The organism is Halomicrobium sp. HArcht1-1 (assembly GCF_058933285.1).
Genome location: NZ_JBZYDL010000001.1, coordinates 665,241 through 687,812 on the forward strand (window position 1 = coordinate 665,241; position 22,572 = coordinate 687,812).

27 protein-coding genes are annotated in these 22,572 nt (G+C 67.3%); 14 read left to right on the forward strand and 13 right to left on the reverse strand.

Annotated elements, in window-relative coordinates:
* The first annotated feature begins 30 nt into the window (after positions 1-30).
* Complete coding sequence (locus AC5FRZ_RS03585) at positions 31-432, forward strand: SHOCT domain-containing protein (RefSeq protein ID WP_153552433.1); 402 nt, start codon at positions 31-33, stop codon at positions 430-432.
* 9 nt (positions 433-441) lie between these two features.
* Positions 442-855 (forward strand): hypothetical protein, encoded by a 414-nt coding sequence (locus tag AC5FRZ_RS03590; protein WP_493563877.1) that lies wholly within the window; start codon positions 442-444, stop codon positions 853-855.
* Positions 856-864: 9 nt separating this feature from the next.
* Here AC5FRZ_RS03590 and AC5FRZ_RS03595 read toward each other — a convergent pair whose 3' ends face one another.
* A complete protein-coding gene (locus AC5FRZ_RS03595) occupies positions 865-1,374 on the reverse strand; it encodes a GNAT family N-acetyltransferase (RefSeq protein ID WP_170093448.1) in 510 nt (169 codons plus the stop codon).
* 95 nt (positions 1,375-1,469) lie between these two features.
* On the opposite strand from AC5FRZ_RS03595, the gene truA reads away from it, so the two are divergent.
* From truA to pan2, 3 genes are all read left to right on the forward strand, one after another.
* Entirely contained in the window at positions 1,470-2,261 is a 792-nt protein-coding gene (truA, locus tag AC5FRZ_RS03600) for a tRNA pseudouridine(38-40) synthase TruA (protein ID WP_493563878.1), read from the forward strand.
* A 75-nt stretch (positions 2,262-2,336) separates the two neighbouring features.
* Positions 2,337-4,127 (forward strand): oligoendopeptidase F, encoded by a 1,791-nt coding sequence (gene pepF / locus AC5FRZ_RS03605; protein WP_493563879.1) that lies wholly within the window; start codon positions 2,337-2,339, stop codon positions 4,125-4,127.
* A gap of 97 nt (positions 4,128-4,224) precedes the next feature.
* Positions 4,225-5,445, forward strand: coding sequence for a proteasome-activating nucleotidase Pan2 (gene pan2 / locus AC5FRZ_RS03610; RefSeq protein ID WP_208628304.1), 1,221 nt, complete (start codon positions 4,225-4,227; stop codon positions 5,443-5,445).
* Between the two features lie 85 nt (positions 5,446-5,530).
* Here the strand turns inward: pan2 and AC5FRZ_RS03615 are convergent, their stop codons facing one another.
* Positions 5,531-5,968, reverse strand: a complete 438-nt coding sequence (locus AC5FRZ_RS03615; RefSeq protein WP_153552439.1) for a universal stress protein — start codon at positions 5,966-5,968, stop codon at positions 5,531-5,533.
* Between the two features lie 143 nt (positions 5,969-6,111).
* Here AC5FRZ_RS03615 and AC5FRZ_RS03620 point away from each other — a divergent pair, with 143 nt between their 5' ends.
* Positions 6,112-6,582 carry a pyruvoyl-dependent arginine decarboxylase gene (locus tag AC5FRZ_RS03620; RefSeq protein ID WP_153552440.1) on the forward strand — a complete coding sequence of 157 codons (471 nt, stop codon included), beginning with the start codon at positions 6,112-6,114 and terminating at the stop codon, positions 6,580-6,582.
* A 49-nt stretch (positions 6,583-6,631) separates the two neighbouring features.
* Entirely contained in the window at positions 6,632-6,982 is a 351-nt protein-coding gene (locus AC5FRZ_RS03625; protein WP_015762277.1) for a DUF5811 family protein, read from the forward strand.
* 8 nt (positions 6,983-6,990) lie between these two features.
* On the opposite strand, the gene AC5FRZ_RS03630 is transcribed toward AC5FRZ_RS03625, so the two are convergent.
* The 3 genes from AC5FRZ_RS03630 to AC5FRZ_RS03640 form a co-directional block, all read right to left on the reverse strand.
* Positions 6,991-7,176, reverse strand: a complete 186-nt coding sequence (locus tag AC5FRZ_RS03630) for a DUF8015 family protein (RefSeq protein WP_493563880.1) — start codon at positions 7,174-7,176, stop codon at positions 6,991-6,993.
* Positions 7,177-7,249: 73 nt separating this feature from the next.
* The gene (gene infB, locus AC5FRZ_RS03635; protein ID WP_493563881.1) at positions 7,250-9,064 is read right to left on the reverse strand and encodes a translation initiation factor IF-2; all 1,815 of its coding nucleotides are present in this window, start codon (positions 9,062-9,064) and stop codon (positions 7,250-7,252) included.
* Between the two features lie 91 nt (positions 9,065-9,155).
* The gene (locus tag AC5FRZ_RS03640; protein WP_493563882.1) at positions 9,156-9,665 is read right to left on the reverse strand and encodes a plastocyanin/azurin family copper-binding protein; all 510 of its coding nucleotides are present in this window, start codon (positions 9,663-9,665) and stop codon (positions 9,156-9,158) included.
* 91 nt (positions 9,666-9,756) lie between these two features.
* Here AC5FRZ_RS03640 and AC5FRZ_RS03645 point away from each other — a divergent pair, with 91 nt between their 5' ends.
* Positions 9,757-9,996, forward strand: a complete 240-nt coding sequence (locus AC5FRZ_RS03645) for a PRC-barrel domain-containing protein (RefSeq protein WP_153552452.1) — start codon at positions 9,757-9,759, stop codon at positions 9,994-9,996.
* Positions 9,997-10,455, forward strand: a complete 459-nt coding sequence (locus AC5FRZ_RS03650; protein ID WP_015762282.1) for an NOB1 family endonuclease — start codon at positions 9,997-9,999, stop codon at positions 10,453-10,455. It abuts the gene before it with no gap.
* Here AC5FRZ_RS03650 and AC5FRZ_RS03655 read toward each other — a convergent pair.
* Genes AC5FRZ_RS03655 through AC5FRZ_RS03665 form a run of 3 tightly spaced genes read right to left on the reverse strand, consistent with a single transcriptional unit; the run spans position 10,452 to position 12,761 of the window.
* Positions 10,452-10,598 (reverse strand): CopG family transcriptional regulator, encoded by a 147-nt coding sequence (locus AC5FRZ_RS03655; protein WP_018257138.1) that lies wholly within the window; start codon positions 10,596-10,598, stop codon positions 10,452-10,454. The two genes, AC5FRZ_RS03650 and AC5FRZ_RS03655, sit on opposite strands and share 4 nt — an antisense overlap.
* 59 nt (positions 10,599-10,657) lie before the next feature.
* Entirely contained in the window at positions 10,658-11,413 is a 756-nt protein-coding gene (locus AC5FRZ_RS03660; protein ID WP_493563883.1) for a CPBP family glutamic-type intramembrane protease, read from the reverse strand.
* 34 nt (positions 11,414-11,447) lie between these two features.
* Positions 11,448-12,761: a phosphoglucose isomerase-related protein gene (locus AC5FRZ_RS03665; RefSeq protein ID WP_493563884.1), complete on the reverse strand. Its 1,314-nt coding sequence runs from the start codon at positions 12,759-12,761 to the stop codon at positions 11,448-11,450.
* A gap of 117 nt (positions 12,762-12,878) precedes the next feature.
* On the opposite strand from AC5FRZ_RS03665, the gene AC5FRZ_RS03670 reads away from it, so the two are divergent.
* From AC5FRZ_RS03670 to AC5FRZ_RS03685, 4 genes are all read left to right on the forward strand, one after another.
* A complete protein-coding gene (locus tag AC5FRZ_RS03670; protein WP_493563885.1) occupies positions 12,879-13,490 on the forward strand; it encodes a DUF8056 family protein in 612 nt (203 codons plus the stop codon).
* Positions 13,491-13,538: 48 nt separating this feature from the next.
* The gene (locus AC5FRZ_RS03675; RefSeq protein WP_170093459.1) at positions 13,539-13,994 is read left to right on the forward strand and encodes a DUF5812 family protein; all 456 of its coding nucleotides are present in this window, start codon (positions 13,539-13,541) and stop codon (positions 13,992-13,994) included.
* 136 nt (positions 13,995-14,130) lie between these two features.
* Complete coding sequence (gene secF / locus AC5FRZ_RS03680) at positions 14,131-15,039, forward strand: protein translocase subunit SecF (RefSeq protein WP_493563886.1); 909 nt, start codon at positions 14,131-14,133, stop codon at positions 15,037-15,039.
* Positions 15,036-16,676: a preprotein translocase subunit SecD gene (locus AC5FRZ_RS03685; protein ID WP_493563887.1), complete on the forward strand. Its 1,641-nt coding sequence runs from the start codon at positions 15,036-15,038 to the stop codon at positions 16,674-16,676. Before secF ends, AC5FRZ_RS03685 begins: the two co-directional genes overlap by 4 nt.
* A 66-nt stretch (positions 16,677-16,742) precedes the next feature.
* Here AC5FRZ_RS03685 and rnhB read toward each other — a convergent pair whose 3' ends face one another.
* A complete protein-coding gene (gene rnhB, locus AC5FRZ_RS03690) occupies positions 16,743-17,375 on the reverse strand; it encodes a ribonuclease HII (protein WP_493563888.1) in 633 nt (210 codons plus the stop codon).
* Positions 17,376-17,475: 100 nt separating this feature from the next.
* Entirely contained in the window at positions 17,476-18,087 is a 612-nt protein-coding gene (locus tag AC5FRZ_RS03695) for a translation initiation factor IF-2 subunit beta (RefSeq protein ID WP_493563889.1), read from the reverse strand.
* 239 nt (positions 18,088-18,326) lie between these two features.
* Between AC5FRZ_RS03695 and AC5FRZ_RS03700 the strand changes: the two genes are divergently transcribed.
* A complete protein-coding gene (locus tag AC5FRZ_RS03700) occupies positions 18,327-19,250 on the forward strand; it encodes a DUF4397 domain-containing protein (protein ID WP_493563890.1) in 924 nt (307 codons plus the stop codon).
* Positions 19,251-19,443: 193 nt separating this feature from the next.
* On the opposite strand, the gene AC5FRZ_RS03705 is transcribed toward AC5FRZ_RS03700, so the two are convergent.
* From AC5FRZ_RS03705 to AC5FRZ_RS03715, 3 genes are all read right to left on the reverse strand, one after another.
* Entirely contained in the window at positions 19,444-19,638 is a 195-nt protein-coding gene (locus AC5FRZ_RS03705; protein WP_015762293.1) for a cold-shock protein, read from the reverse strand.
* Positions 19,639-19,842: 204 nt separating this feature from the next.
* The gene (locus AC5FRZ_RS03710; protein WP_493563891.1) at positions 19,843-20,913 is read right to left on the reverse strand and encodes an SDR family oxidoreductase; all 1,071 of its coding nucleotides are present in this window, start codon (positions 20,911-20,913) and stop codon (positions 19,843-19,845) included.
* Positions 20,913-22,493 carry a succinic semialdehyde dehydrogenase gene (locus tag AC5FRZ_RS03715; RefSeq protein ID WP_493563892.1) on the reverse strand — a complete coding sequence of 527 codons (1,581 nt, stop codon included), beginning with the start codon at positions 22,491-22,493 and terminating at the stop codon, positions 20,913-20,915. The genes AC5FRZ_RS03710 and AC5FRZ_RS03715 overlap by 1 nt, the downstream gene beginning before the upstream one ends.
* Between the last annotated feature and the right edge of the window lie 79 nt (positions 22,494-22,572).

Here is a 22,572-nt window from a genome sequence, read left to right on the forward strand (position 1 = left end):
CTTTTGTGTGCGGTGTTCGTACGCCGATCCATGAGCGCCCTGTTCCCCATGGAGAAGTGGCGATTCGCCGGTGTCGTCGCCATCCTGACGTTTGGCCTGACCTCGCTGGTCGCCGTCCTCGGAGCCCCCGGATCGATGATCGCCGCGTTGTCTATTCTCGGGTTCTTCCTCCTGCTCCCGCTGATCGCTCTCCTCGGATCGGATTTCCCGCTGGTCGCGGCCGAGGATGCTGAAGACGGACGCGAGGTCGAGGCTTCGCTCGACGACACTGATCCCGTCGAAGTCCTCCGCGAGCGGTACGCACGCGGGGAACTCTCCGAGGAGGAGTTCGAGTCACGCCTCGACAGGCTGCTGGCGACCGAAGACGTCACGACCGAGCGGTCGGTCGAAGGTGTCACCGACCGCGAACGGCTGCTCGAAGAGGAGTCCTGAGTCCGGGCTATGTTCGATCCCTTTCCGATGCGGCTCACTCGTCTGCTCCCGTATCTGATGCTCTCGACGTTCGTCGTCGGCATTATCGGTGCCGTGATCACGGGAATACCGCAAGTGATGGGAGCGATATTTGTCCTGGGGTTCTTGATTGTGTCCCCAGTTGTCGCCGTGCTCGGTGATTCGCTCTCGTTCGTCGCCGACCGGCGCGAGGAGAGCCTTTGGCGGTCGATGGGCGAGGAGTTCTCGAAGGGCAAGAACCTCGTCGACGACGCCGATCTCGATTCCTACGCGAGACTCCGGGAACAGTACGTCAGCGGCGAAATCTCGGAGGGAGAGTTCGAGGAGCGCCTGGAGGAACTGCTGGAAGCGGAGTCCGACAGCCGGTGGGCAGACGAGCGCACGCGCGTGCCCGAAGTCGAGTGACCTCGCGACTTACAGGTCCAGTTCCATCTCGTGTTCGTTGCGCTCCCGGCGTGTCGTCTCGAATCCGACCGACCGGTAGAGGTTCATCGCGACGTGGTTGTCCCGCTGGACGGAGAGCCAGACGTGGTCCAGTCCCGCGCGCTGGCCCGCGCCCAGCAGCGCCCTGATCAGGCGGGAACCGATCCCGGCGTAGTGGTAGTCCGGGTGGACGAAGATCACGAGTTCCGCGGTCTCGTCGTAGGGAAAGAGCGCGGCGTGACCGACCGCGTCCTCGCCGTGCCAGGCGACGAGGTTGATGCCGTCGTCGAGCATGGTGTCGACCCACTCCGCCACGTCGCGTCGCTCGCGCGGCGGGATCCCCTGCGCGCGGTCGGCGTCGGTGTAGGCCGCGTACATCTCGACGACGGCCTCGCTGTCGGCGTCGTCGGCGACGCCGATCTCGATCGCGCGATCGCGACCGTCTGTGAACGAACGGGGCGGACGTGAGAACCGGTGGGCGGCCGTCGCCTCGTCTGTCATTGTTCGGTATTGTGGTGCCGACTACCTAAATCCGCGTCGGCTTGTCGTCGCGTGGGAACGGCGGTGGATAAGTAGCCACGGCGTCCAGACGGCGTATGCGCGCCTATCGGATCGCCTACGACGGCCAGCCCTACCACGGGTTCCAGCGCCAGCCCGACGTCGAGACGGTCGAGGGGGAGCTACTGGCCGCACTCGACCGACTCGGAGTCACTGACGGGGGCGTTCCGGCGGGCTACGCCGCGGCCGGACGGACGGACGCTGGCGTCTCGGCGCTGGCCCAGACGGTCGCCTTCGAGGCCCCGGAGTGGCTCTCCCCGGCGGCGTTCAACAGCGAACTCCCGGCCGCGGTTCGTGCGTGGGCGAGCGCCGACGTGCCCGAGGACTTTCACGCGACCCACGACGCCCGAGAGCGCGAGTACGTCTATCACCTGTACGCGCCCGAGCGCCACGACGACCGGGCTCGGCGGGCCGCGGACGCCCTCGCCGGTGAGCACGACTTCCACAATCTCACGCCGGACGACCGTGGGACGGTCAGAGCGCTCTCGATCGATCTCACCCGGGAGGCGGCGTTTCTCGTCTGTCGGCTCCGTGCCGGTGGGTTCTGCCGCCAGCTCGTCCGTCGGGTCGTCGGTCTCGTCGACGAGATCCGCCGGGGCGAGGCTCCGGTGTCGAAGGTCGACCGCGTGCTCGGCTCGGAGCCGATCGACGGGGGCGCGGGTGTCGGACCCGCGCCGCCGACGCCGCTGGTCCTCACCGGAGTCGACTACGACCTCGCGTTTTCCGTCGACGACGCTGCTCGCGAGAGTGTCCGGTCGATCTTTGCCGACCGCGTCGCCGAACGCCGCGCCGGTGCCCGCGTCGCCGAGGAGATCCGCGACGGCGTGTGACGGATTGCTGTCGCCCGTGACCCTCCACGATCTTGCCCGGCAAGACTTACGGCATCGAGACGCTAACCCGGTCACATGAGTTCGGTGCCCGACAGATCGGAGATCGAGACGCAGTACAAGTGGGACCTCGAGTCGCTGTACGCGACCGACGAGGACTGGGAGGCCGCCTACGAGCGAGCCGAAGCACTCGTCGCGGATCTCGCGGCCTACGAGGGGCGCGCGACCGACGACGCCGAGACGCTCCGCGCGACCCTAGAGACCTACGAGGACCTGATGCGTACCGTCGCCAACGTCTCCTCGTACGCGCGGATGCGAAAAGACGAGGACACCACCCGAGACCAGTACCAGGCGTTGACCGCGCGGGCACAGTCGCTGTCCTCGGACGCCTCCAGCGCGGCGAGTTTCCTCGAACCGGCCCTCCAGGAGCTGGAGTGGGACGACATCGAAGCGATGATCGACGCGGAGCCGGCCCTCGCGGAGTACGAACACTACTTCGACGACGTGCTCCGGATGAAAGACCACACCCGCTCCCCGGAGGTCGAGAACCTGCTGGCGGAACTGAGCGAGGTCACGGGCGCGTCGGGCGAAGTGTACAACATGCTGGCCAACGCGGACATGACGTTCCCGTCCGTCGAGGACAGCGAGGGCGACGACCAGCCGGTGACGCTCAACAACTTCACGACCCTCCAGAAGCGACCGGACCGCGACTTCCGCCAGCGGGTGTACGAGAGCTTCTACGACGAGTGGGAGACCGTGCGCAACGCCGTCGGATCGGCCTACAAGAACAGCGTCAAGACCGACGTGAAGATGGCCCAGGCCCGCAACTACGACACCGCTCGCGAGGCCGCACTGGACGGCCCGAACGTCCCCGTCTCGGTCTACGACACGCTGGTCGACACCGTTCGAGACAACCTCGACGCGCTCCACCGCCACGCCGACCTCAAACGGGATGCGATCGGTGCGGACGAACTGGAGATGTGGGACCTCTACGTCCCGCTCGTCCAGGAGGAGTCTCCGGAGATCGAGTACGAACAGGCCTGTGAGTACGTCGTCGACGCCGTCGCGCCGCTGGGCGACGACTACCAGTCTCGCGTCTCGGAGGGGCTGGACTCGCGGTGGGTCGACGTCTACGAGACCGCCAACAAGCAGTCGGGGGCGTACTCCGGCGGGACCTACGACTCCCAGCCGTTCATCCTGATGAACTACCAGGACGACGTGGAGTCGATGTACACGCTGGCCCACGAACTGGGCCACTCGCTGCATTCGGAGTACACCAGCGAGTCCCAGCCCTACGTCTACTCGGGCTACGAGATCTTCGTCGCCGAGGTGGCCTCGACGGTCAACGAGACGCTGCTCACCCACCACCTGCTGGACGTGGTCGACGACGAGCGACTCCGCCGACACGTCCTCAACGAGTACCTCGAACGGTTCCGATCGACGCTGTTCCGCCAGACGATGTTCGCGGAGTTCGAGCACCGCGCCCACGAGATGAGCGAGGCCGGCGAACCGCTGACGCCCGACCGCCTGGACGAGCTCTATCACGACCTCAAGAGCGACTACTACGCACCCGCCAACGTCGACGACCGGATCGCTCGCGAGTGGATGCGCATCCCGCACTTCTACCGCTCGTTCTACGTCTACCAGTACGCGACGGGCATCTCGGCGGCCGTCGCCCTCGTCGACGAGATCCTCTCGGAGGGCGAACCCGCTGCCCAGCGGTACATCGAGTTCCTCCGGAAGGGCTCCCGGGAGTACCCGCTGGAACTGCTCCAGGGTGCCGGCGTCGACATGTCGACCTCGGCTCCGGTCGAGGCAGCCATCGACACCTACGGCGAGTACCTGGACGAGTTCGACCAGCTGAGCTGAAGCCGGCGGGCTGCCGTCCGGCGACGCGTGTCGGCTCGGCTATGCGTACCTGACCCAAAGGCCCTTAATAGTCCAGTTCCCTACGTTCGATAACCAGATGTCGCGCAGTCCTTCGCTTCCCGATCGGCCCCGGCTGGATCTCGATCCCGACATGACCCCCGAGGAGCGCCTCGAAGCGCTGCGGGATCACTTCGAACAGATCGTGGAAGTCAACGACGAACTGGAATCGCAACTCGACGCGGCCAAAGACCGTCGGCGCTCGCTGACGGAGGACGTCGACCGCATCGAACGGGAAAACGAGATGCTGAAGACCTCGTCGCTGTACATCGCGACGGCAGAGGAGGTCACCGACGACGGCGTGATCGTCAAGCAACACGGCAACAACCAGGAGGTGCTGACCGAGGTCTCGCCGTCGATGCGGGAACGGCTCGAAGCCGGCGATCGGGTCGCGATCAACGACTCGTTCAGCGTCAAGGAGATCCTCGAAGGCGAGAAAGACGCTCGCGCACAGGCGATGGAGGTCGACGGCTCCCCCGACGTGACCTACGGCGACATCGGCGGGCTCGAAGCGCAGATCCGCGAAGTTCGGGAGGCCGTCGAGGAGCCGCTGGTCAACGCCGAGCAGTTCCGCGAGGTCGGCATCGAACCGCCGTCGGGCGTCCTCCTGCACGGTCCGCCCGGCACCGGGAAGACGATGCTGGCCAAAGCCGTCGCCAACGAGACCGACGCCACGTTCATCAAGATGGCCGGCTCCGAGCTGGTCCGGAAGTTCATCGGCGAGGGCGCGCGACTCGTCCGTGACCTGTTCGAGCTGGCGGCCGACCGCGAACCAGCCGTCATCTTCATCGACGAGATCGACGCCATCGCGGCCAAGCGAACCGAATCGAAGACCTCCGGCGACGCCGAGGTCCAGCGGACGATGATGCAGCTGCTCAGCGAGATGGACGGCTTCGACGAACGCGGCGAGATCCGGATCATCGCCGCCACCAACCGCTTCGACATGCTCGACCGCGCGATCCTCCGGCCCGGCCGCTTCGACCGCCTCATCGAGGTCCCCAACCCGGACTTCGACGGACGGACGCGCATTCTGGAGATCCACACCGAGGAGATGGAGCTGGCCGACACGGTCGAGCTGTCGTCGATCGCCGGCAAGACCGACGGCCTCTCGGGTGCCGAGCTGGCGTCGCTGGCCACCGAGGCCGGCATGTTCGCGATCCGCGACCAGCGGACGACCGTCACCGAGGCGGACTTCGACGACGCTCTCGAGAAGATCGAGGACGGCACCGAGGGCGGCAGCGTTCCCGTCGCCTTCGCCTGAGGCTGCGGTCGCCGTCGGACGATCGCACGGGGTGGCGACGCGCTTTCGATCGAACAGCCGACAGTCCGACTCAGTGTTCAGAGCCCTACTCGGAGGCGTCGGAGACGTCGACGGTCAGCACCGGCGCGGGAGACTGCGTGACGACCTTCTGGGACGTACTGCCGAGCATGTTCTGCTCGTATTCGCCTGCCTGTGACCCCATCGTCACCAGATCGATCCCGGCCTCTTCGACGTACGAGACGATGTGGTCGGCCGGCCGTCCGCGGCGGATCGTCTTCGTCACCGAGAGCCCCTCCTGTTCGAGGGCCGCCGCCACGTCCGAGGTGGCGGCTCGCCCCTCGGCTTTCAGCTCTTCTAGCACTTCGTCTTGCATGTCGTCGTCCATCGACAGGAACGCCCGGTCGTCGACGACGTAGAGCGCGTGGACGGTGACGTTTCGTCCGTCGGCGATATCGATCGTGTGCTCGAGGACCTGCTCGATAGAGTCGCTGCCGTCTGTCGGAACGAGAATGTCGCTGTACATCGTCTGTCTCTATCCGGTTGTGACAGACATCGTTTTTGATTCCGTCGGGCGGACGGTCACACTCGCGCTGGCGTGTCGCTGGGGTCACACCGTCGGCTCCGTGAAGCGAAACCCCTTACAGCGAGCGTCGTCCAACGGCGAGTATGAGCGTTATCCGGATCGTCTGGGGGACTGCCGGCGGCCCCACAGAGCTGTCGTCGTTCGACGCCGCGCTGGCCGACGCGGGCATCCACAACTACAACCTCGTGACGCTGTCGTCGGTCATCCCGGCCGATCCGGAGATCGAAGTCGTCGGCACCGCCCCGGACCTGGGGCCGGTCGGCGCGGAACTCCACACCGTCGAGTCGTCTGCGACGGCCGCGCCCGGCGAACGCGTGGCGGCGGGGATCGGCTGGTCGCGAAGCGAGTCCGGCCGCGGCATCTTCTACGAGGTCTCCGGCGAGGACCCCGACGACGTGCGGGCAGAGATCGAGGCGGGACTGGCCGCCGGCCGTCAGCTCCGAGATTGGACGTTCGTCGACACGGAGACGGTCGTGCGGTCGGTCGAGGCCGACGAGGAGTACGCAAGCGCCGTCGTCTGTGCCGCCTACGGCAGAAGCCGGCCAGCGCTGTAACCATCGCCGCCCTTTTAAACTCTGTTCGCATAGATGCACCGGAAACCGAATGTACGGGAACACACAGTTTGGGGCAGACGTAGAGGAGGTGGACCTGACGCCGGAGCAGCGTCAGTCGCTCCGTCGCGATCTGACCCACGTGGCGGCCGGACTCCGTGAGGTCCTCCCCGGCGAGTTCGTGGTCGGCTCCGAGATCACGAGCGGTTCGAGCGGACCGCGTGCGACGATCGCCGTCCAGCCACCGCTTGGCTCGGTCGTCAGCGCAGGCTACTCGCCGACCGAGGACAAAGTCGAGATCACCGACGACGAGCGCGACGACCTCGTCCACGGACTGGCCGCGTCGGCGGCGCTGCAGGTCAAGCAGGCAATGACCGACGACGCCGCGCCGACGGCACAGTAGACGCTCTGCTACTCGCTTGCCGGCGGATCGTAAAACAGCGCGTAGCCCAGCGTCCCGCCGGCCGGCACACTCCCGGCACCCATCGCGATGCCGAACTGTACCGAGAAGACGACGCCGACCAGCGACGCCACCAGCAGGGGCAGCGCCATCGCGACCAGCACCAGGTCCGCGGTCGCCAGTTCGCCCGAGAGCATCCTACCCGTACCGGCGGCCGCCGTCTAATTAAATATTATTACTCGGCCGCCGGCGTCACGGTGCCGTCGTCCGCTACTTCCCCCAGAAGGGGTCGCGGTTGCGCTGCTTTTCGAGGTACTGATTGAGCGCCTCGCGTTCGTCGCCCGTGATGTCCTCTTTGAGTTCCTGTTCGAGGATCTTGGCGTGTTTCTCGGGCAGTTCGGTCCACAGCTCGTCGCCCTCCTCGATCTGGCGGCCGACGGTCGGTCCGTCGATGGAGACGGCGACGCGGTCGCCACGGTTCGCCTCGTCGACGTCCTCGCCCTCGTCCTGGATGGACTTGAGGTGGCCGACGCGTTCGGGCTCGTCGCCGTCGAACAGCGCGACGTTGCTGTTTCGCTTGATCCGTCCGGCGAGGATCTCGACGCCGACGACGGCGGGGTCAGACTGGCGGAAGGTGTGATCCTGGAGGATCTGGAAGCGGGCGGGGCGGGTGATGTTGTCGAGGATCTGGTCTTGCTGGGCGGTCTCGATGGCCTCGACGTGGTCCTCGTAGCTCTCGATCAGCTGATAGATCACGTCGTCGGCGAAGATTTCCACGTCCTCCTGGTCGGCCAGCCGTTCGGCGTCGTCGAGCGTGTCGACCCCGAAGGCCAGGACGGCCCGGTTGATCGGCTCGCCCGCGGTCTCGGCGACCCGAACGTCCCGCGGAGCCACGTCGCCGACCTCGGCGCGCATCACGGGAATCTCGTGTTCTTCGAGCGTCCCGGAGAGCGCTTCCAGCGAGCCGAGCGTGTCGGCTTTGATGACGACGCCCTCCTCGGCTGTCGAGACCTCGAAGCCGGCCAGTTCCTCCTCGACTTCGAGGATGACCTCGTCGACGTCGCGGTCGCGGACGACCCGGACCGGTGCTCCGGCCATCGCGTCGTCGAGATCCGGCGCGGCGATTTTCACCCCGTCTGCCGCGGCGACCGACTCGACGCGCTCGAACTGCTTCTCGGTACGGATCTCTGCCAGCGGTTGGGGCTTCAGCAACGCTCGGACCTCCGTGACGATCGGGCCGTCGAGGCCGCCGACGACGATCTCGTCGTCCTCGCTGATGGTCCCGTCGTAGACGACGGCGTCGACGGTCGTCCCGAACCCGCGGGCGTCGGTCACTTCGAGGACGGTCCCGACGCCGGGCCCGCCCACGTCGATGGACATCTCCTCTTTGAGGTATCGCTGAGACAGTCCCATCATCACCGTCAGCAGGTCGGGCAGTCCCTCGCCGGTCTCGGCCGAGACGGGGACGACGCCGATGTTGTTCTGGAAGTCCTGGACGCGCCAGTACATGTCGGCCGAGAAGCCGTTGTCCGAGAGCTGGCCGATGATCTCGTACAGTTTCTCGTCGAGGTCGCCCTGGACGCGGTCGGACTGTTTCTCCTTGCTCACCCGGACCGGTTCGCCCTCGTTGGGGTTCCAGCCGGGGACGGTGTCGATCTTGTTTGCGGCGACGATAAAGGGCGTCTGGGTCCGCTTGAGGATGTCGATGGCCTCCATCGTCTGGGGCTGGAAGCCGTCGTTGACGTCGACGACGAGGATCGCGATGTCGGCCAGCGCGCCGCCGCGCGATCGCAGCGTCGAGAACGAGTGGTGGCCCGGCGTGTCGATAAACAGCAAGCCGGGGAGGTCGAAGTCGGTCGGGTCGACGAGGTCGCCGGCCATCGACGAGATCACGTCCAGCGGCACGGCCGTCGAGCCGATGTGCTGGGTGATCGCGCCGGACTCGCCCGCGGTCACCGCCGAGCCACGGATCTTGTCCAGGAGGCTCGTCTTGCCGTGGTCGACGTGGCCGAGCACCGCCACGATCGGGGTTCGAAGGCCACCAGCGTCGGCGTCGTCGTCAGCGTGAGAATCGGGTTCGGACATGAGAGATCACCGTCCAGAAGTTATTCGTTCGGAGTCGGTCGCACCTGATAAGTGCATCGTAATCTCGGCGTCTGTAGCGTCGCTGGCACGATCAGACGACTTCGAAGGACGCGGTCATCCCGGACCCTCGGTGGGGCACACAGTAGTACTCGTAGGTGCCCGTCGTTTCGAAGGTGTAGACGTGCGTGTAGCCACTGCCGTAGGTGTCGGTCCCCGGCGTCCCGGACCAGTCGCTCTCCTCGGGTGTCGTGTCGGGGGCGACGTTGTGACCGCCCGCTTGCCACACCCAGCGGACGGTCTCGCCGGCACTGATCTCGAACGACTCCGGCGAGAACCGGAGCCGTCCCTCCGGTGCCACCGTGACCGTCTGGGCGACCGTCGGTGTCGCGGTGGGCGTGTCGGTGGGTGTCGGCGTCGGCGTGTCGGTCGCGGTCGGGGTATCGGTTGGCGTGTCGGTCGCGGTCGGTGTCGGGGTGTCAGTCGCGGTGAGCGTCGTCTCGGTCGCCGACGGCGTGTCGGTCGTCCCGCCGTCGCCGGCACAGCCGGTGAGGCCGACGACGGGCGCGGTCACGAGCGCGGCGAGGTAGTCGCGGCGGTCCATACCACTCCGTCGGACGGCAGACACTAATACCGTATGCCAGCACGTCTGACGGCCCGTGGCGTTTATGGTACAGGAATCGGAAGGGGCCAGTATGGCAGAAATACTCGCCGAGAATCTCTCGGGGAAAGACGTCATGGGGACGGACGGAACCGAGATCGGTAGTCTGTACAACATCACGATGGATCTGGATACGGGGGCACTGAAGCACCTCCTCATCGACGCCGACGGCGCGCTCGGACAGACGGAGTTCGAGCGCGACGAGACCGGGCGCTTGCTCGTCCCGGTCGAGCGAGTCCAGGCAGTCAAAGACCACATGATCGTCAAGCGTTAGATGTACATTCTGGACTCCTCGGCGTTTATCAACGAGTATCACACCGACGAGCCGATCGCTTCGATTCCGCTCGTCCGCGAGGAACTCGAAGACGAGAGCGCCTACCGCTTCGACGCGCTGGAAGGGTCGGGCATGCACATGCACATCCCCGAACCGGAGACCGTCGAACGGGTCGAGCGGGCCGCCGACGAGACCGGCGACCTCGCGGAACTCTCCCAGACCGACGTTCGCCTGATCGCCGCCGCGTTCGAACTCGACGGGCGGCTGGTCACCGACGACTACGCGATGCAGAACGTCTCGGAGAAGCTCTCGGTCGCCGTCGAAGTGATCGCACAGGACGGCATCGACGAGCAGCGTGACTGGCGCTTCCAGTGTCAGGGGTGTGGCCGCGAGTTCGACGAGAACCACGACCGCTGTCCGATCTGTGGCAGCGATCTCTCGCGGAAGAATCCGGCCTAAACTGTCGACTCCTCGGCGGCTTCGAGTCCGAGGTCGAGCAACTGTTCGAGGACCTCCTCTTCGGTGATCCCGTACCGGTGGGCCAGCCGACTGACTGCCCTGGCCTGGTCGTCGTCGCACACGACCGTGTACCGGGTTGGCATACCACTCGATAGGAGAGATTGCGGCATAAAGCCCCGTCAGACGGCCGTCACACCCGTCTCTATCCAAGTAGCGAGAGCCCGTAGACGGCCTGGAGCCACTGGCCGAGGTAGATCGAGACGTTCCAGGCCGCGTGGATCCCGACCGGAACGAGGATACTCTCGGTGTGTTCGTAGACGGCCCCCAGGACCAGTCCGAGGACCGTCGCCACGGCGAGGTAGGTCACCGTGCCCGCTCCGGACAGCGCCCCCGAGTGAGAGAGCCCGAACAGCAGGCTCGCGATCACGACCGCCGGCACCGAGCCGTACGCCTGACGGAACTTTCCCTGGACGAGCCCGCGAAAGAGCAGTTCCTCGCCCGGTGCGACCAGCAACACCGTGATCGGGAGCAAGGCCAGAAAGAGCAGCGGGTGCTCGCGGCCCGTGAGGATCGCCTGGTTCTGTGCCGTCTCGACGCCCAGCAGTCCGATGATCTGCTCTAGGGCCGTCGACGCGGCCAGCAAGACGAGAAAGCCCAGGACGATCCAGCCCAGGTCCCGGAGCGTCGGGGTGTGAACTCGGACGAGTCCGTCCGTCTCGCGGCTCTGGTGGTACCCGAACACGGTCACCAGGAAGCCCGCCGGCAAGAGCGCGTACTGCACCGAGTAGTAGACGACCGGCGTTGTCGACTCGGTGACGCCGAGCGCGTCGGCGACGCTGACGCCCAGCGACGCGAGGACGAGCCCCACCAGATAGGCGAACGCGATCACGGCCAGCGACGTGACGGCGGCCTCCAGTCGTACCGAGCGATCGGCGGTGTGGTACAGATCCGACCCCATCTACTCGGCCGTTCGGGGCTCGGCCGTAAATACGCTACCGTCCGTCCTCGCCGTCGACGATCAGTTCGTGCTTGTCCTCGATGGCGGCGGTCTTCTCGGTCTCGTCGCCTTCGAGGACGTCTCTGGCGGCCTGCTTGCCCCACTCGACGGCGGGCTGGGTGAACGTCTCGACGCCGGCCAGTTCGCCCACGAGGATACAGGCGGCCTCCATCGCGTAGAGGAGTTCGCCCAGTCCCCGCGAATCGAGGCGGTCGAGTTCGACGCGGACGTTGGGCTGGCCGGCTTCGGCGAGACTGGCCTCGGTCGCGCGCAGTTCCGTGTCCAGCAGTTCTCCGAGGTCGGTCCCTTCGAGGTGGGCGAGCGCGTCGGCCGCCGCGGCCGGCACGTCAAGCGACGGCCGCTCGCGGGGGCGGAGCAGCGTCACGAGCTTGTCCCGGCGGCCCGCCCGGTACAGCTGCAGCTGGGAGTGTTGATCGGTCGCGCCCAGTGCGCGGGCCGGCGTCTGGCCCCGGCCGTCCTTGCCGAGACTCTCGGCCCACAGCTGGGCGAACCACTCGGCGAACGGCTCCAGTCGCTCGGCGTAGGGGACGACGGCGTTGATCGTCGCGCCGCGCTCTTCGAGGCCGTACGCGACCGCACCGTAGGCGTAGGCGGGACAGTCGAACAGCGACGAGTCGAGCGTCTCGGCGGCGGCCGCCGCCCCGTCGAGCAGGCCCTCGATGTCACAGCCCAGGATCGCGGCCGGCACCAGCCCGACCGACGACAGCGCCGCGAAGCGGCCCGGCACGCCGTCGGGCACCGCCAGCGTCGGGAGGTCGTGCTCGTCGGCCAGCGCCGCCAGCGGCCCCTCGTCGCCGGTCGTGACGACCGTCCGCTCGGTCCAGTCGACCCCGGCCTCGATCATCGCCTCGCGGACGACGAGGAAGTTCGACAGCGTCTCGGCCGTGGTGCCGGACTTCGAGACGACGTTGATCGCCGTCTCGGAAAGCGACAGATCCGAGAGGACGCGGGTGACGTGGTCCGGATCGACGTTGTCGAGCACGACGTGGCTCGTCCCGCCGTCAGCTGCCAGTGCGCTCGTGATCGTCCGCGCACCGAGCGCGCTGCCACCGATACCGACCGTCACGACCGTCTCTGCGTCCGAAACCGGCGCGACGGCGTCGCGGATCGCTTCGGCGTCGGTCGTCGCCGGCAGGTTCAGGGCGGCGTAGCCGAACTCGTCGTCGGCCCGTCCGCGCTCGATTCGGTCGTGAGCCCGTGCGACGCGGTCGTCGAGTGTCGCCAGTTCGTCCCGAGAGAGGCCGGGTTCGGCGACCGCTGCCAGTGCGTTTCCGATGTCGACGTTCATACGCTCGCCTCGCCCGGACCGGGTAAAAAGTCCGTTCTCTTGGCTTCGCACTCTCGGTGGGCGGTGCCGTCCCCTCGAAACACGGCGTTTAACCACGGGCGAACCGTACGCTCGGCCATGGCCGAAGACGCCGCCGAACCGGGAGCCAGCGGGGCGACCGGCGACGCCGTCGGGACCGGTGTACCGTCCGAGGACGGCGACGACAGCGCAGCCACCGAGGAGGCGGACGACAGCTACGACGGCCTCTTTGGGGCCTTTCCCTACGCCTTCCGGTCCAGTGATTCCGTGCTGTTTCGCACCTACGTCGTCGTCGGCGGACTGGCCGCACTGGCGACTGGGCTGTTGTTTACGCTCGCGCTCGTCGTCCTGATCGCCGAGACGATCGGCGGGGGCGGCGGTCAGTTCAGCTTCGTCCGGGCGTTTTTCGTCTTCGTGGGGATGCTCGTGGTCGCGCCGCTGATCGCGCCGGTGCTGTTCGTCGCCCGCCGGCTCAGACGGGGCCGTGCCGACCGACGGTTCGCGGCCGTCCTGGCGGGGCTGGGCTACGGCTTTCTCGGGTCGCTGTATCTCGGGGCGCTGATCTCCGCCCCGGCGGCACAGCAGACGCTCCCGTCGAACCCACTCCTCTCGTCGGTCGTCGCGACACTGTACGCCCTGCCGCGACCCGCCGGTATCGCCCCGCCGCTGCTCGTCGGGGTGGCGATGCTGGTGGTCGCGCGCCGCTGGTGACCGGCCGGAACCGTGACGGGCAAAAGCACTCGACCGCTACGGAGAGGCATGAAATCGAGCACGTTCCTCGTGACCGCTGCCGACGACGAGACGGCGACGCTGCGCGACGTGGTCGACCAGCAGGTCGTCACGCTCTCGGAGAACCCCGGCCTCGCCGCCGACGAGGTGATCGAGGCCACCGTCGAACCGGAGCCACCGCTCGAAGTCGCCTACCAGATCGTCGACATCGAGCGCCAGTGGGAGATCCCGGTCGAGCGGAGTCCGGAATCGCCGACGACCCTCGCCCGCGACATCGCCGCCGAGCAGGCCGACGGCGAGATCACCAAACGCGAACGTGCCGGCGAGGGCGAGGTCCACGTCCTGACGGTTCCCGACGCCGAGGCAGCCGCCGACGACGTGCTCGACGACGAGGCGACCAGGGAACGGGCCGCCCGACTCGGCGTCGATCGGGTCAGCGTACGCGTCGGCGACGGCGTCGTCTCGGTCCGGTACCTGCCGAACTGATCGGAGCCGTCGATCGCTCCGGCCGAGACACTTGACGGCGGGGACTGCACTGACTCTCGGCCGCGGCGACGCTGTCGTCGTGTCCGTGTGTCGCGAGATAAGAAGGCTTATTCGGGGGGCTCGCACACCCACGCCCATGAACGCGTTCGAGGTACCGGAGGTCGACTACGACCAGTACACGAACCGCCAGCTGGCGGCCGTGCCGCTGGCGGTACTCGCCCTCGCGATACTGATTTTGGTCGGGTGGTCCCTGTTCGTGTCCGGATCAGTCGCGTCGCCCGGTGCGCCCGTCTCGCCGGGGATCGACTTCACAGGTGGTTCCGAGCTGACAGTCGTCACGTCGATGTCCAAGGCAGAGATCGACGACCAGTTCGACACCGAACCGATCTCGGTCCAGCAGGCCGCCGAGAACGCGGAGGCCGAGACCGTCGGACCGAACGAGAATCAGTACATCGTCCGGTTCCAGTCGTTCGACACGCAGTCGCTGCGGGATCAGGCCCAGAGTGCCGACATGCAGCTCCTGTCGAGTTCCTCGACCTCTGCGACCTTCGGCGGTGACAACCAGACGACGGCGGTCGTCGGCGTGTTGATCGCTTTCGCCGGGATGAGTGCGATCGTCTTCGCGCTCTTTCGCTCGTTCGTCCCGAGTATCGCGGTCGTCGTCTCGGCGTTCTCCGACATCGTGATCCCGCTGGCGGCGATGAACGTCTTCGGGATCGAGCTGTCGCTGGGGACCGTCGCCGCGCTCCTCATGCTGATCGGTTACAGCGTCGACTCGGACATCCTGCTGAACAACCACATCCTGCGTCGCTCGGGGTCGTTCTACGAGAGCGTCCACCGCGCGATGGAGACCGGTGTGACGATGACGATCACGTCGCTGTCGGCGATGGCAGTGATGGCAGTGGTCGCCTCCTTCTTCAACATCAAGCTGATGGCCTCGATCGGGACTGTGCTGGTGATCGGGCTGGCGGCCGACCTGATGAACACCTACATGTTGAACCTCTCCTTGCTTCGCTGGTACAAGTTCGAGGGAGTGAACCGATGAGCGGGCTCCGCGACAACTGGCGGATCATCCTGCTTGTCGTGCTCGCCCTCGGGAGTACCGTGACGCTACTGGTGCCCGGCGCGACGGTCGCCACCGGCGACAACGCGACGGCCCAGCCCGACGGCGCGAACGCCTCCGCCGAGGGGATCACGAACCTCCAGTACGGGATTCAACTCGACGGCGGTTCGCGAATCCGGGCACCGATCGTCGGGACGACCGCCGAGAACGTCGGCATCCAGCCCGTCGGCGCGGGTGACGAGACCAACGAGACGATCGCCATCGAGGACGAACTCGTCTCGCAACTCGGCGTCGATCCCGTCGACGTGAACGCGCGAGCGCCCAACGAGCCAAACGCCGACGGCACCGTCGAGGTGTACTCCGAGAACGTCACGCAGGCCGAACTCGCCGCCGCCCTGCAAGAACAGGGCTACGACGTGTCCGAGAGCGACGTTCGCGACGGCGTGACCCGAGCGACCCGCGACGAGATGGTCGAGGTCATCGACGAGAAGCTCTCCCAGTCCGCGCTCAGCGGCGGGAGCGTCCAGTCGGCCCAGTCGGCGACCGGACAGAACTTCGTCGTCATCGAGGCACCGGGCCGTGACATCAACGAGCTCCGCTCGATCGTCGCCAGCCGCGGGATCGTCCGCGTGTACGGTGGCTACGCCGCCGACAACGGAACGTTCGTCCGCCAGCAGATCGTCAGCCGAGAGGACATCGACGGCATCGGAAACGCCCGCAAGGTCGACGGAGGACAGGGGTACCAGGTCAGCGTCACGATTCGGGACGACGCGGTCGACCAGTTCCTCGAAGGGGTTCGGGCGACCGGACTCGACGAGCCAAACACCGCACGCGGGGCGATCAGATGCGGGTACAACGCCGAGAACCCGAACCAGAGCTCGGGCAAGTGTCTGATCGCGTCGCTGAACAACGAGGTCGTCACCGCCAAGGGCATCTCGCCGGGGCTGGTCGGGCTCTTTGCCGACGGGAGCTTTGCGAACGATCCGACCTTCGTCATCGAGACCAACACCCGCGAGGAAGCGCGCAACATCGAGCTCAGCCTGAAGGCGGGCCAGCCACTGCCCGCGCCGCTTGACTTCCAGAACGCACAGACCACCTCGCTGGAGCCGGCACTGGCAGACCAGTTCAAGACGAACTCGCTGATCACGGGTATCATCGCCGTCCTCGCGGTGTCGATCGCCGTCTACCTGCGCTACGGCGATCCCCGCGTGGCGGTCCCGATGATCGTCACCGCACTCTCCGAGGTGTTACTCCTGCTCGGGTTCGTTTCGGTCATCCAGTTCCCGCTGGACCTGTCACACATCGCCGGGTTCATCGCGGTGATCGGGACGGGGGTGGACGACCTGATCATCATCGCCGACGAGATCCTCCAGCGCGAGGGCGTCGCGACGGGACGGGTGTTCCAGAACCGCTTCCGCAAGGCGTTCTGGGTGATCGGAGCCGCCGCCGCGACGACGATCATCGCCATGAGCCCGCTGACGGTGCTGGGCCTCGGTGACCTCACCGGGTTCGCCATCATCACCATCGTCGGCGTCCTCATCGGCGTCCTGATCACGCGGCCGGCCTACGGTGACATCCTCCGCCGGCTGGTGCTGGACGAGGAAGAGCGAAGCGAGTAACACGACCACGCTTTTCGGCTCGAACTTCTCGCTGCAAGGCCGCGCGAATCGTCGATGGCTGCGCCTTCAGAACGACGCCAGCGACGACTGTTCCGCGGCGGCCAGCACGTCGTCGCAGGTCGACCACGAGGTCCGCGCGCAGTCGGGCAGGTCGCCGTGCTCGTCGACGTAGCGCTCCAGAAACTCGCGTGTCGTCGGATCGCTCGGGTAGCCGCTCCCGACGGCTCCGAACTCGTCGGCCAGCGCCGCGACGTGGGCCTCGCGGGCGGACTTGGCGACGATACTGGCCGCCCCGACGAGCGGGTCGGTCTCGTCGGCCCCGTGTGCGGCCCCCAGGTCGATTTCGGCGTCGACCCGGTCGGCCACCCGCCGGCCGAACCGCTCGGCGTCCGTGTCTCCGGCGTCGACTAGCCCCGAGAGATCGTCGCTCGCGACCGCCGAGAGCGCCTCAGCGTGGGCGGCGACGGTCAGCGTGTTCATATCCGTCTCGGGATCGTCGATCCGGGCCGGTGGGATCTCGGCGACCCCGACCGTCGCGACCGACTGGATCGCTTCGGCCAGTCGCTCCCGTCGCCCGTCGGGAATCCCCTTCGAGTCGCCGACGCCGTCGGGGAGGTCGCCGGGGTCACAGCGGACTGCCGCGGCGAACATCGATCCCAGCACCGGTCCCTTTCCGGCCTCGTCGACGCCGAATCGCATCGCTGTGGGGAACGGCGTGGGCGGGCAAAATCGTTGCGGTGGGTCGGCTGTACTCGCGGTGTGTGTCGTATGGTCGGCTGTGAGTGAAACTGTCGCAGTCCTACGCGAGTCGCGAGAAGGCCAGCGTCCCGCTGATGTTCTCGATGTAGATCTCCACTTCGTCGCCTTCCTGTGCACCGGGGACGAAGATCGTGTACTTGCCCTTCTCGGCGACGCCGTCGCCCTCGCGGCCGGTGCCGGTGATCTTGACCTCGTAGGTCTCGCCCTCTTCGAGGGTCGGCCGGTCGGTCTGGGTGTTCTTGGTCGACTCCTTGGTGACCGGGCGGAAGGCACCGCAGGCCTCACAGCGGAGCATGTCGACGCCGTCCTCGGTGGTGAGTCGGGTGTCGGGCAGGCCACACTCCGAGCAGGTGACGTACTCGGCGATGTAAGCGTCGATAGCGGCCTCGAAGTCGCTGACGGCGAAGTCACCGTTGTAGCGGGCTTCGTTGCCGTCGAACTGGCCGTTGGTCCCGAACTCGCGCTGGATCGTCCGGTGGACGTGCTTTGCCTCTCGCGAGAGCGCGGCCGCGATGGCCTGGAGATTTGTCAGTCGTGTGAACGCGCCGTCTGTCTGTCCTTCGGGGTCCGGAACCGACAGGCGTTCACCCGCGTCCCGCGGCTGGTCGGGGAGCGCGTCGAACGCCCGGTCGAGAGCTGCATCGTAGTTCATACCTAGGTCTCGCGACTGGGACGTATATGGGTTCCGTCGTCGCCCCGAGCGGCCGTCGTCGGGCGGATAACCCCTGCTTTCAGCGGCCGGCGGCTGGACGACGTGCCGGGATACGGTCGCGTTATCCTCGGATGCCAGTGGACAACGTGGGATTACTGCTCGCCGGGGCCGACGGCGGGCGACGGCCCCACCGGATGGCGATTTATAACAAAACGGTGCTGGCTCGACGACGCGAGTGTATGTCACGAAACGCACGGACGATCGGTGCGCTGATCGCGTCGCTACTGGTGGCCGGCAGTCTCCTGACGGCCGGCGGTGTCGTCGCGACACAGCTGGCCGACGACGCCGCCGAGCCAGCGACACAGGACACGTCGTATCTCCGCGTCGCCCACGCTGCTCCCGACGCACCGGCCGTCGACGTCGCTGTCGACGACGAGACCGTCGTCCAGAATCTCTCCTTCGGCGAGGTCGGTGACTACCTGACGCTGTCGGCGGGAACGTACAACGTCACGATCGCTACCAACGACACGGGAACCGTCGTCTTCGACGACACGGTGGCGCTCGACCCCCGGTCGGTCACGACCGTCGCCGCGGCCGGCGAGGTGAGCGACGACGCGAGCGTTCCCTTCTCGCCGATCCGCTACGACGACAACGCCTACGAGCCGGCAGCCGGTGAGTCGGCGGTCAGCGTCCTCCACCTCTCGCCCGACGCGCCGGCCGTCGACGTGACCGTCGGCACGGGCAACGAGACGACGGTTCTCGCGGAGAACGTCTCCTACGGCGAGGCGTCGGACTACGTCACCGTCCCGGCCGGGAACTACACCGTCGACGTTCGCGAGGCGACCGCGGACAACGACGGACCGATCGTGGCGACGACCGAGATCGCACTGAACAACGGCAGCGCCCACTCCGCGCTGGCGATCGGGACCGTCGACGGTGAGAGCGAACCGTTCCAGGTGGTCCGCACGGAGGACGCGACCGTCGACGTGGATCTGCCGGACACCGAGACGCCGACGGCGACGATCACGCCGCCGCCGGTCGACAACGCGACCGAGACGCCCGGCGATACCGCGACTGAGACTGAATCGGGAGAGACCACGATGACGGAAGCGCCGTCGCCGACCGAGACTGCCGAGCCCGTCGAGACCGAAGCAGGTGCTTGAGACGGACAGTTGTCTATTTCGGCGACGACAGTGGCGTCGCTCTGGTCGGTGAGATCGGTGAAAACGTTGTCCGTCGCGCCGCGATGGCGGTCTGGAAGAGAAGCGCCGTCGCCGGCCGGCGGGAGACCCGCGACCGGTCTGGCCTCACACGCCGCGAAGCGGCGTGGTCAGCACCGACGGCAGCTCCGAAACGTTAGTTGCGGACGACGTTCGTCGCGCGGGGGCCTTTGTCGGCCTGTTCGATGTCGAAATCGACGTCTGTGCCTTCTTCGAGGTCCGGGCCGCCCACGTCTTCCATGTGGAAGAAAACGTCGTCGTCCGCATCCTCTGTCTCGATGAAACCGTAACCGCCTGTGTCGTTGAAGAAATCGACAGTACCGTTTGCCATTGCAATTAACGAAATGCCAGTCACGGGGATAAAGGCTTGCATTTCGTTTTCTTTGTCTCGGTTCTGCTGGACGTTTGCTTTCCATACGTCGCCTTTCGCGCACATCGGCGACGGGTCGTCCACGATCGCGCCCAGTTTCTGTGGGTTCCACTCGCTTGTGGGCGAAAGCCGACGAAACAGCAGTTCTCGGACGACGACAGTCGTTCACACCATCGCACTGTCGTCGATCCCCGGGTGTTCGCGGGCGTAGGCGACCAGCCTGTCGGCGTAGCTCTCGAACAGCGGGCAGGCCACGCCCGTCCCCGACAGCGCTCGACGGGCGTTCGTGTCGGTGTAGGTCGTCGGGTGCGTGAGATACGGCATCGCTGCCGGTTCGAGGCCGTATCGCTCGGCGACGGCCGGGAGTCGCTCCAGCAACGCCGTCGAGAGTCCCGCGGTCCCGCGCAGCGGGACGACGATCTGTCTGGTCGCTCGCCCGAACGCGCGCAGGATGCCGGCGACCGTCGGCGGGTAAGGGTTGCACAGCTGGTACACCTCGCCGACGGTGTCAGCCCGCGCGGACAGTGCAGCGATGGCGTCGACGACGAAGTCCCGCGGCACGACGTTCATGGTCGTCGGTGCCGCGGGTGCGGGCGCGACGGCGAGAAGTGGCTGGCGACGGAGCACCGCGAGGAGGTAGTAGGGGCCGTCGTACTTCTGGGTCGCGCCGGTCTGGCTGTCGCCGACGGCGATCGCGGGGCGGTAGATCGTCGCCGGGAGGCCCGCGGCCATGCGCTCCTGGACGGCGACCTCGGCGGCGAACTTCGTCGCCTCGTAGTGGTTGTTGAACGACTGGCCCACGTCGAGGTCCGCGTGGGTGAACGTGCCGTCGTGGCGGCCGCTGACGTAGCAGGTGCTGACGTAGTGCAAGCGGTCGACGCCGGCCCGTTCGGCGAAGTCGAGCACGTGCTCGGTCCCGTCGACGTTGACCCGCTCGGCCAGCGCCCGTTCGACGCCGAGGTCGTACACCGCGGCCAGGTGATACACCGTCCGCGTCGCCGCTCGCAGCGACGCGGGGTCGTCGAGCCCGAGGTCGGGTTCGGTGATGTCGCCCTCGACGAGTCGGACTCGTCCGGCCTCGACTCCGGCGGCCTCGGTCAGCGATCGCCGCCGTCGCAGGGCTTCCTCCCGGTAGGCCGGCTGGACCAGACAGGTGATCTGTTCGTCGCCACGCTGTAGCAGCCGCTCGACCAGCGCCGACCCCAGGAAGCCGGGGAAGCCGGTGAGAAACTGCACTACGGTCCTCCCGGCCGGTGGCGACGCCACCAGCGCAGGACCTCGACGCCGGCCTGCGCCGCCCGCCCGATCCAGCGTTTGGGGACGCCGTCGACGGGAGCCAGCGGCGGCCCGCGCTGGGTCGTGACCGTCTGTGTCTCTGTGTACTTCTCGATCCCCTGGCGGCCGTGCCGGCGACCGATCCCGGAGTCGCCGACGCCGCCCATCGGCGCGTCCGTCGAGGCCCACATTCCGAGGTAGCCGTCGTTGATCGAGACCGAGCCGGCCTCGATCTGGCGGGCGACTCCTCGCCCGCGCTCGGTGTCGGCTGTCCAGACGCTGGCGTGGAGTCCGTAGTCGGTGTCGTTGGCGCGCGCGATCGCCTCCTCGCTGCCGGCGACCGGCGTCACCGACAGTACCGGCCCGAAGGTCTCCTCACGGGCGGCGTCGGCGTCTGCGGGCAGCCCCGTCAGCACCGTCGGCTCGTAACACAGCGGCCCCACGTCCTCGCGGCGCTGGCCGCCCGTCTCGACGGTCGCACCGCGCTCGCGGGCGTCGGCCACGTGGGCCTGGACGGTCTCCAGCTGGTGCTGTGCGATCAGTGACCCCACGTCCGGCTCGAAGTCGAAGCTCGCACCAACGTCGAGCCGTTCGGTCGCTCGGACCAGCGCGTCGCGGAAGTCGTCGTAGATCCGCTGATCGACGAAGACGCGCTCGAAGGAGATACACAGCTGGCCGGCGTTTGCGAAGGCTCCGCGCGCGATCCCACGCGCGGCGTCCGCGATGTCGGCGTCCTCTAACACGACCGCCGGGTTCTTGCCGCCCAGCTCCAGGGACGCGTCGACGAGCTGTTGGCCGGCCAGCCCGGCGACGATCCGCCCGGTCGCCGTCGAGCCGGTGAACGTGAGGTGGTCGATCCCCTCGATGAGCGGCTCGCCCAGCGTCTCGCCGCGCCCGGTCACGACCTGGACGAGATCGGTCGGGACGCCGGCCCGATCCAGCAGTTCGACGGCCCGCAGCGCGGTAAACGGCGTCGCCTCGGCGGGCTTCAGCACGACGCCGTTGCCCGCGAGCAACGCTGGGAGCATGTCCGAGATGGCGAGTGTCAGGGGGTAGTTCCAGGGCTCGATCAGCCCCACCACGCCGACCGGATCGTGATACTCCGTCGCCGTCGTCACCAGCGGGAGTCCGCCCGTTCGCTCGTCTGCGGCCAGATAGCCCGGCCCCTTTCGCGCGTAGTAGTCGGCGTTGAGGACCACGTCGAGCAGTTCTTCGAGGGCGTCGAAGCGGGCTTTCCCGGTCTCCAGTTGGACGGTGTCGAGCAGGCCGGCCCGGTCGTCGAGCATCTCGTCGGCGACGGACTGGAGGATCGCCGCCCGCTGTTCGACCGGCCGCTCGACCCACGCCGCTCCCGCCGCTCGGGCGCGCTCGATGGCAGTCTGCACGTCCTCGGCCGTACACAGCGGCACCGCCCCAACCCGCTCGCCGGTGTAGGGCGCAGTCACTTCGAGTTCGTCCCGTTCGCCCGTGCTTGTCACGCGGTTTCTGAGCCGTTCGCGCGTCCGTTCGGGCAACCGTCTCTCGGCGTCGACCGTGTCCATATGCCCCCGCTACGGGTCCTGGCCCCATGGGCTTTCGGCGCGAACCGGGGCGTTGAAAGCGCGGGGCCGTCGAGTACCG

Coding starts and splice junctions, on each gene's coding strand:
- AC5FRZ_RS03585 (WP_153552433.1), top strand. CDS start 31: ATGAGCGCCCTGTTCCCCATGGAGAAGTGGCGATTCGCCGGTGTCGTC.
- AC5FRZ_RS03590 (WP_493563877.1), top strand. CDS start 442: ATGTTCGATCCCTTTCCGATGCGGCTCACTCGTCTGCTCCCGTATCTG.
- AC5FRZ_RS03595 (WP_170093448.1), bottom strand. CDS start 1,374: ATGACAGACGAGGCGACGGCCGCCCACCGGTTCTCACGTCCGCCCCGT.
- truA (WP_493563878.1), top strand. CDS start 1,470: ATGCGCGCCTATCGGATCGCCTACGACGGCCAGCCCTACCACGGGTTC.
- pepF (WP_493563879.1), top strand. CDS start 2,337: ATGAGTTCGGTGCCCGACAGATCGGAGATCGAGACGCAGTACAAGTGG.
- pan2 (WP_208628304.1), top strand. CDS start 4,225: ATGTCGCGCAGTCCTTCGCTTCCCGATCGGCCCCGGCTGGATCTCGAT.
- AC5FRZ_RS03615 (WP_153552439.1), bottom strand. CDS start 5,968: ATGTACAGCGACATTCTCGTTCCGACAGACGGCAGCGACTCTATCGAG.
- AC5FRZ_RS03620 (WP_153552440.1), top strand. CDS start 6,112: ATGAGCGTTATCCGGATCGTCTGGGGGACTGCCGGCGGCCCCACAGAG.
- AC5FRZ_RS03625 (WP_015762277.1), top strand. CDS start 6,632: ATGTACGGGAACACACAGTTTGGGGCAGACGTAGAGGAGGTGGACCTG.
- AC5FRZ_RS03630 (WP_493563880.1), bottom strand. CDS start 7,176: ATGCTCTCGGGCGAACTGGCGACCGCGGACCTGGTGCTGGTCGCGATG.
- infB (WP_493563881.1), bottom strand. CDS start 9,064: ATGTCCGAACCCGATTCTCACGCTGACGACGACGCCGACGCTGGTGGC.
- AC5FRZ_RS03640 (WP_493563882.1), bottom strand. CDS start 9,665: ATGGACCGCCGCGACTACCTCGCCGCGCTCGTGACCGCGCCCGTCGTC.
- AC5FRZ_RS03645 (WP_153552452.1), top strand. CDS start 9,757: ATGGCAGAAATACTCGCCGAGAATCTCTCGGGGAAAGACGTCATGGGG.
- AC5FRZ_RS03650 (WP_015762282.1), top strand. CDS start 9,997: ATGTACATTCTGGACTCCTCGGCGTTTATCAACGAGTATCACACCGAC.
- AC5FRZ_RS03655 (WP_018257138.1), bottom strand. CDS start 10,598: ATGCCAACCCGGTACACGGTCGTGTGCGACGACGACCAGGCCAGGGCA.
- AC5FRZ_RS03660 (WP_493563883.1), bottom strand. CDS start 11,413: ATGGGGTCGGATCTGTACCACACCGCCGATCGCTCGGTACGACTGGAG.
- AC5FRZ_RS03665 (WP_493563884.1), bottom strand. CDS start 12,761: ATGAACGTCGACATCGGAAACGCACTGGCAGCGGTCGCCGAACCCGGC.
- AC5FRZ_RS03670 (WP_493563885.1), top strand. CDS start 12,879: ATGGCCGAAGACGCCGCCGAACCGGGAGCCAGCGGGGCGACCGGCGAC.
- AC5FRZ_RS03675 (WP_170093459.1), top strand. CDS start 13,539: ATGAAATCGAGCACGTTCCTCGTGACCGCTGCCGACGACGAGACGGCG.
- secF (WP_493563886.1), top strand. CDS start 14,131: ATGAACGCGTTCGAGGTACCGGAGGTCGACTACGACCAGTACACGAAC.
- AC5FRZ_RS03685 (WP_493563887.1), top strand. CDS start 15,036: ATGAGCGGGCTCCGCGACAACTGGCGGATCATCCTGCTTGTCGTGCTC.
- rnhB (WP_493563888.1), bottom strand. CDS start 17,375: ATGCGATTCGGCGTCGACGAGGCCGGAAAGGGACCGGTGCTGGGATCG.
- AC5FRZ_RS03695 (WP_493563889.1), bottom strand. CDS start 18,087: ATGAACTACGATGCAGCTCTCGACCGGGCGTTCGACGCGCTCCCCGAC.
- AC5FRZ_RS03700 (WP_493563890.1), top strand. CDS start 18,327: ATGTCACGAAACGCACGGACGATCGGTGCGCTGATCGCGTCGCTACTG.
- AC5FRZ_RS03705 (WP_015762293.1), bottom strand. CDS start 19,638: ATGGCAAACGGTACTGTCGATTTCTTCAACGACACAGGCGGTTACGGT.
- AC5FRZ_RS03715 (WP_493563892.1), bottom strand. CDS start 22,493: ATGGACACGGTCGACGCCGAGAGACGGTTGCCCGAACGGACGCGCGAA.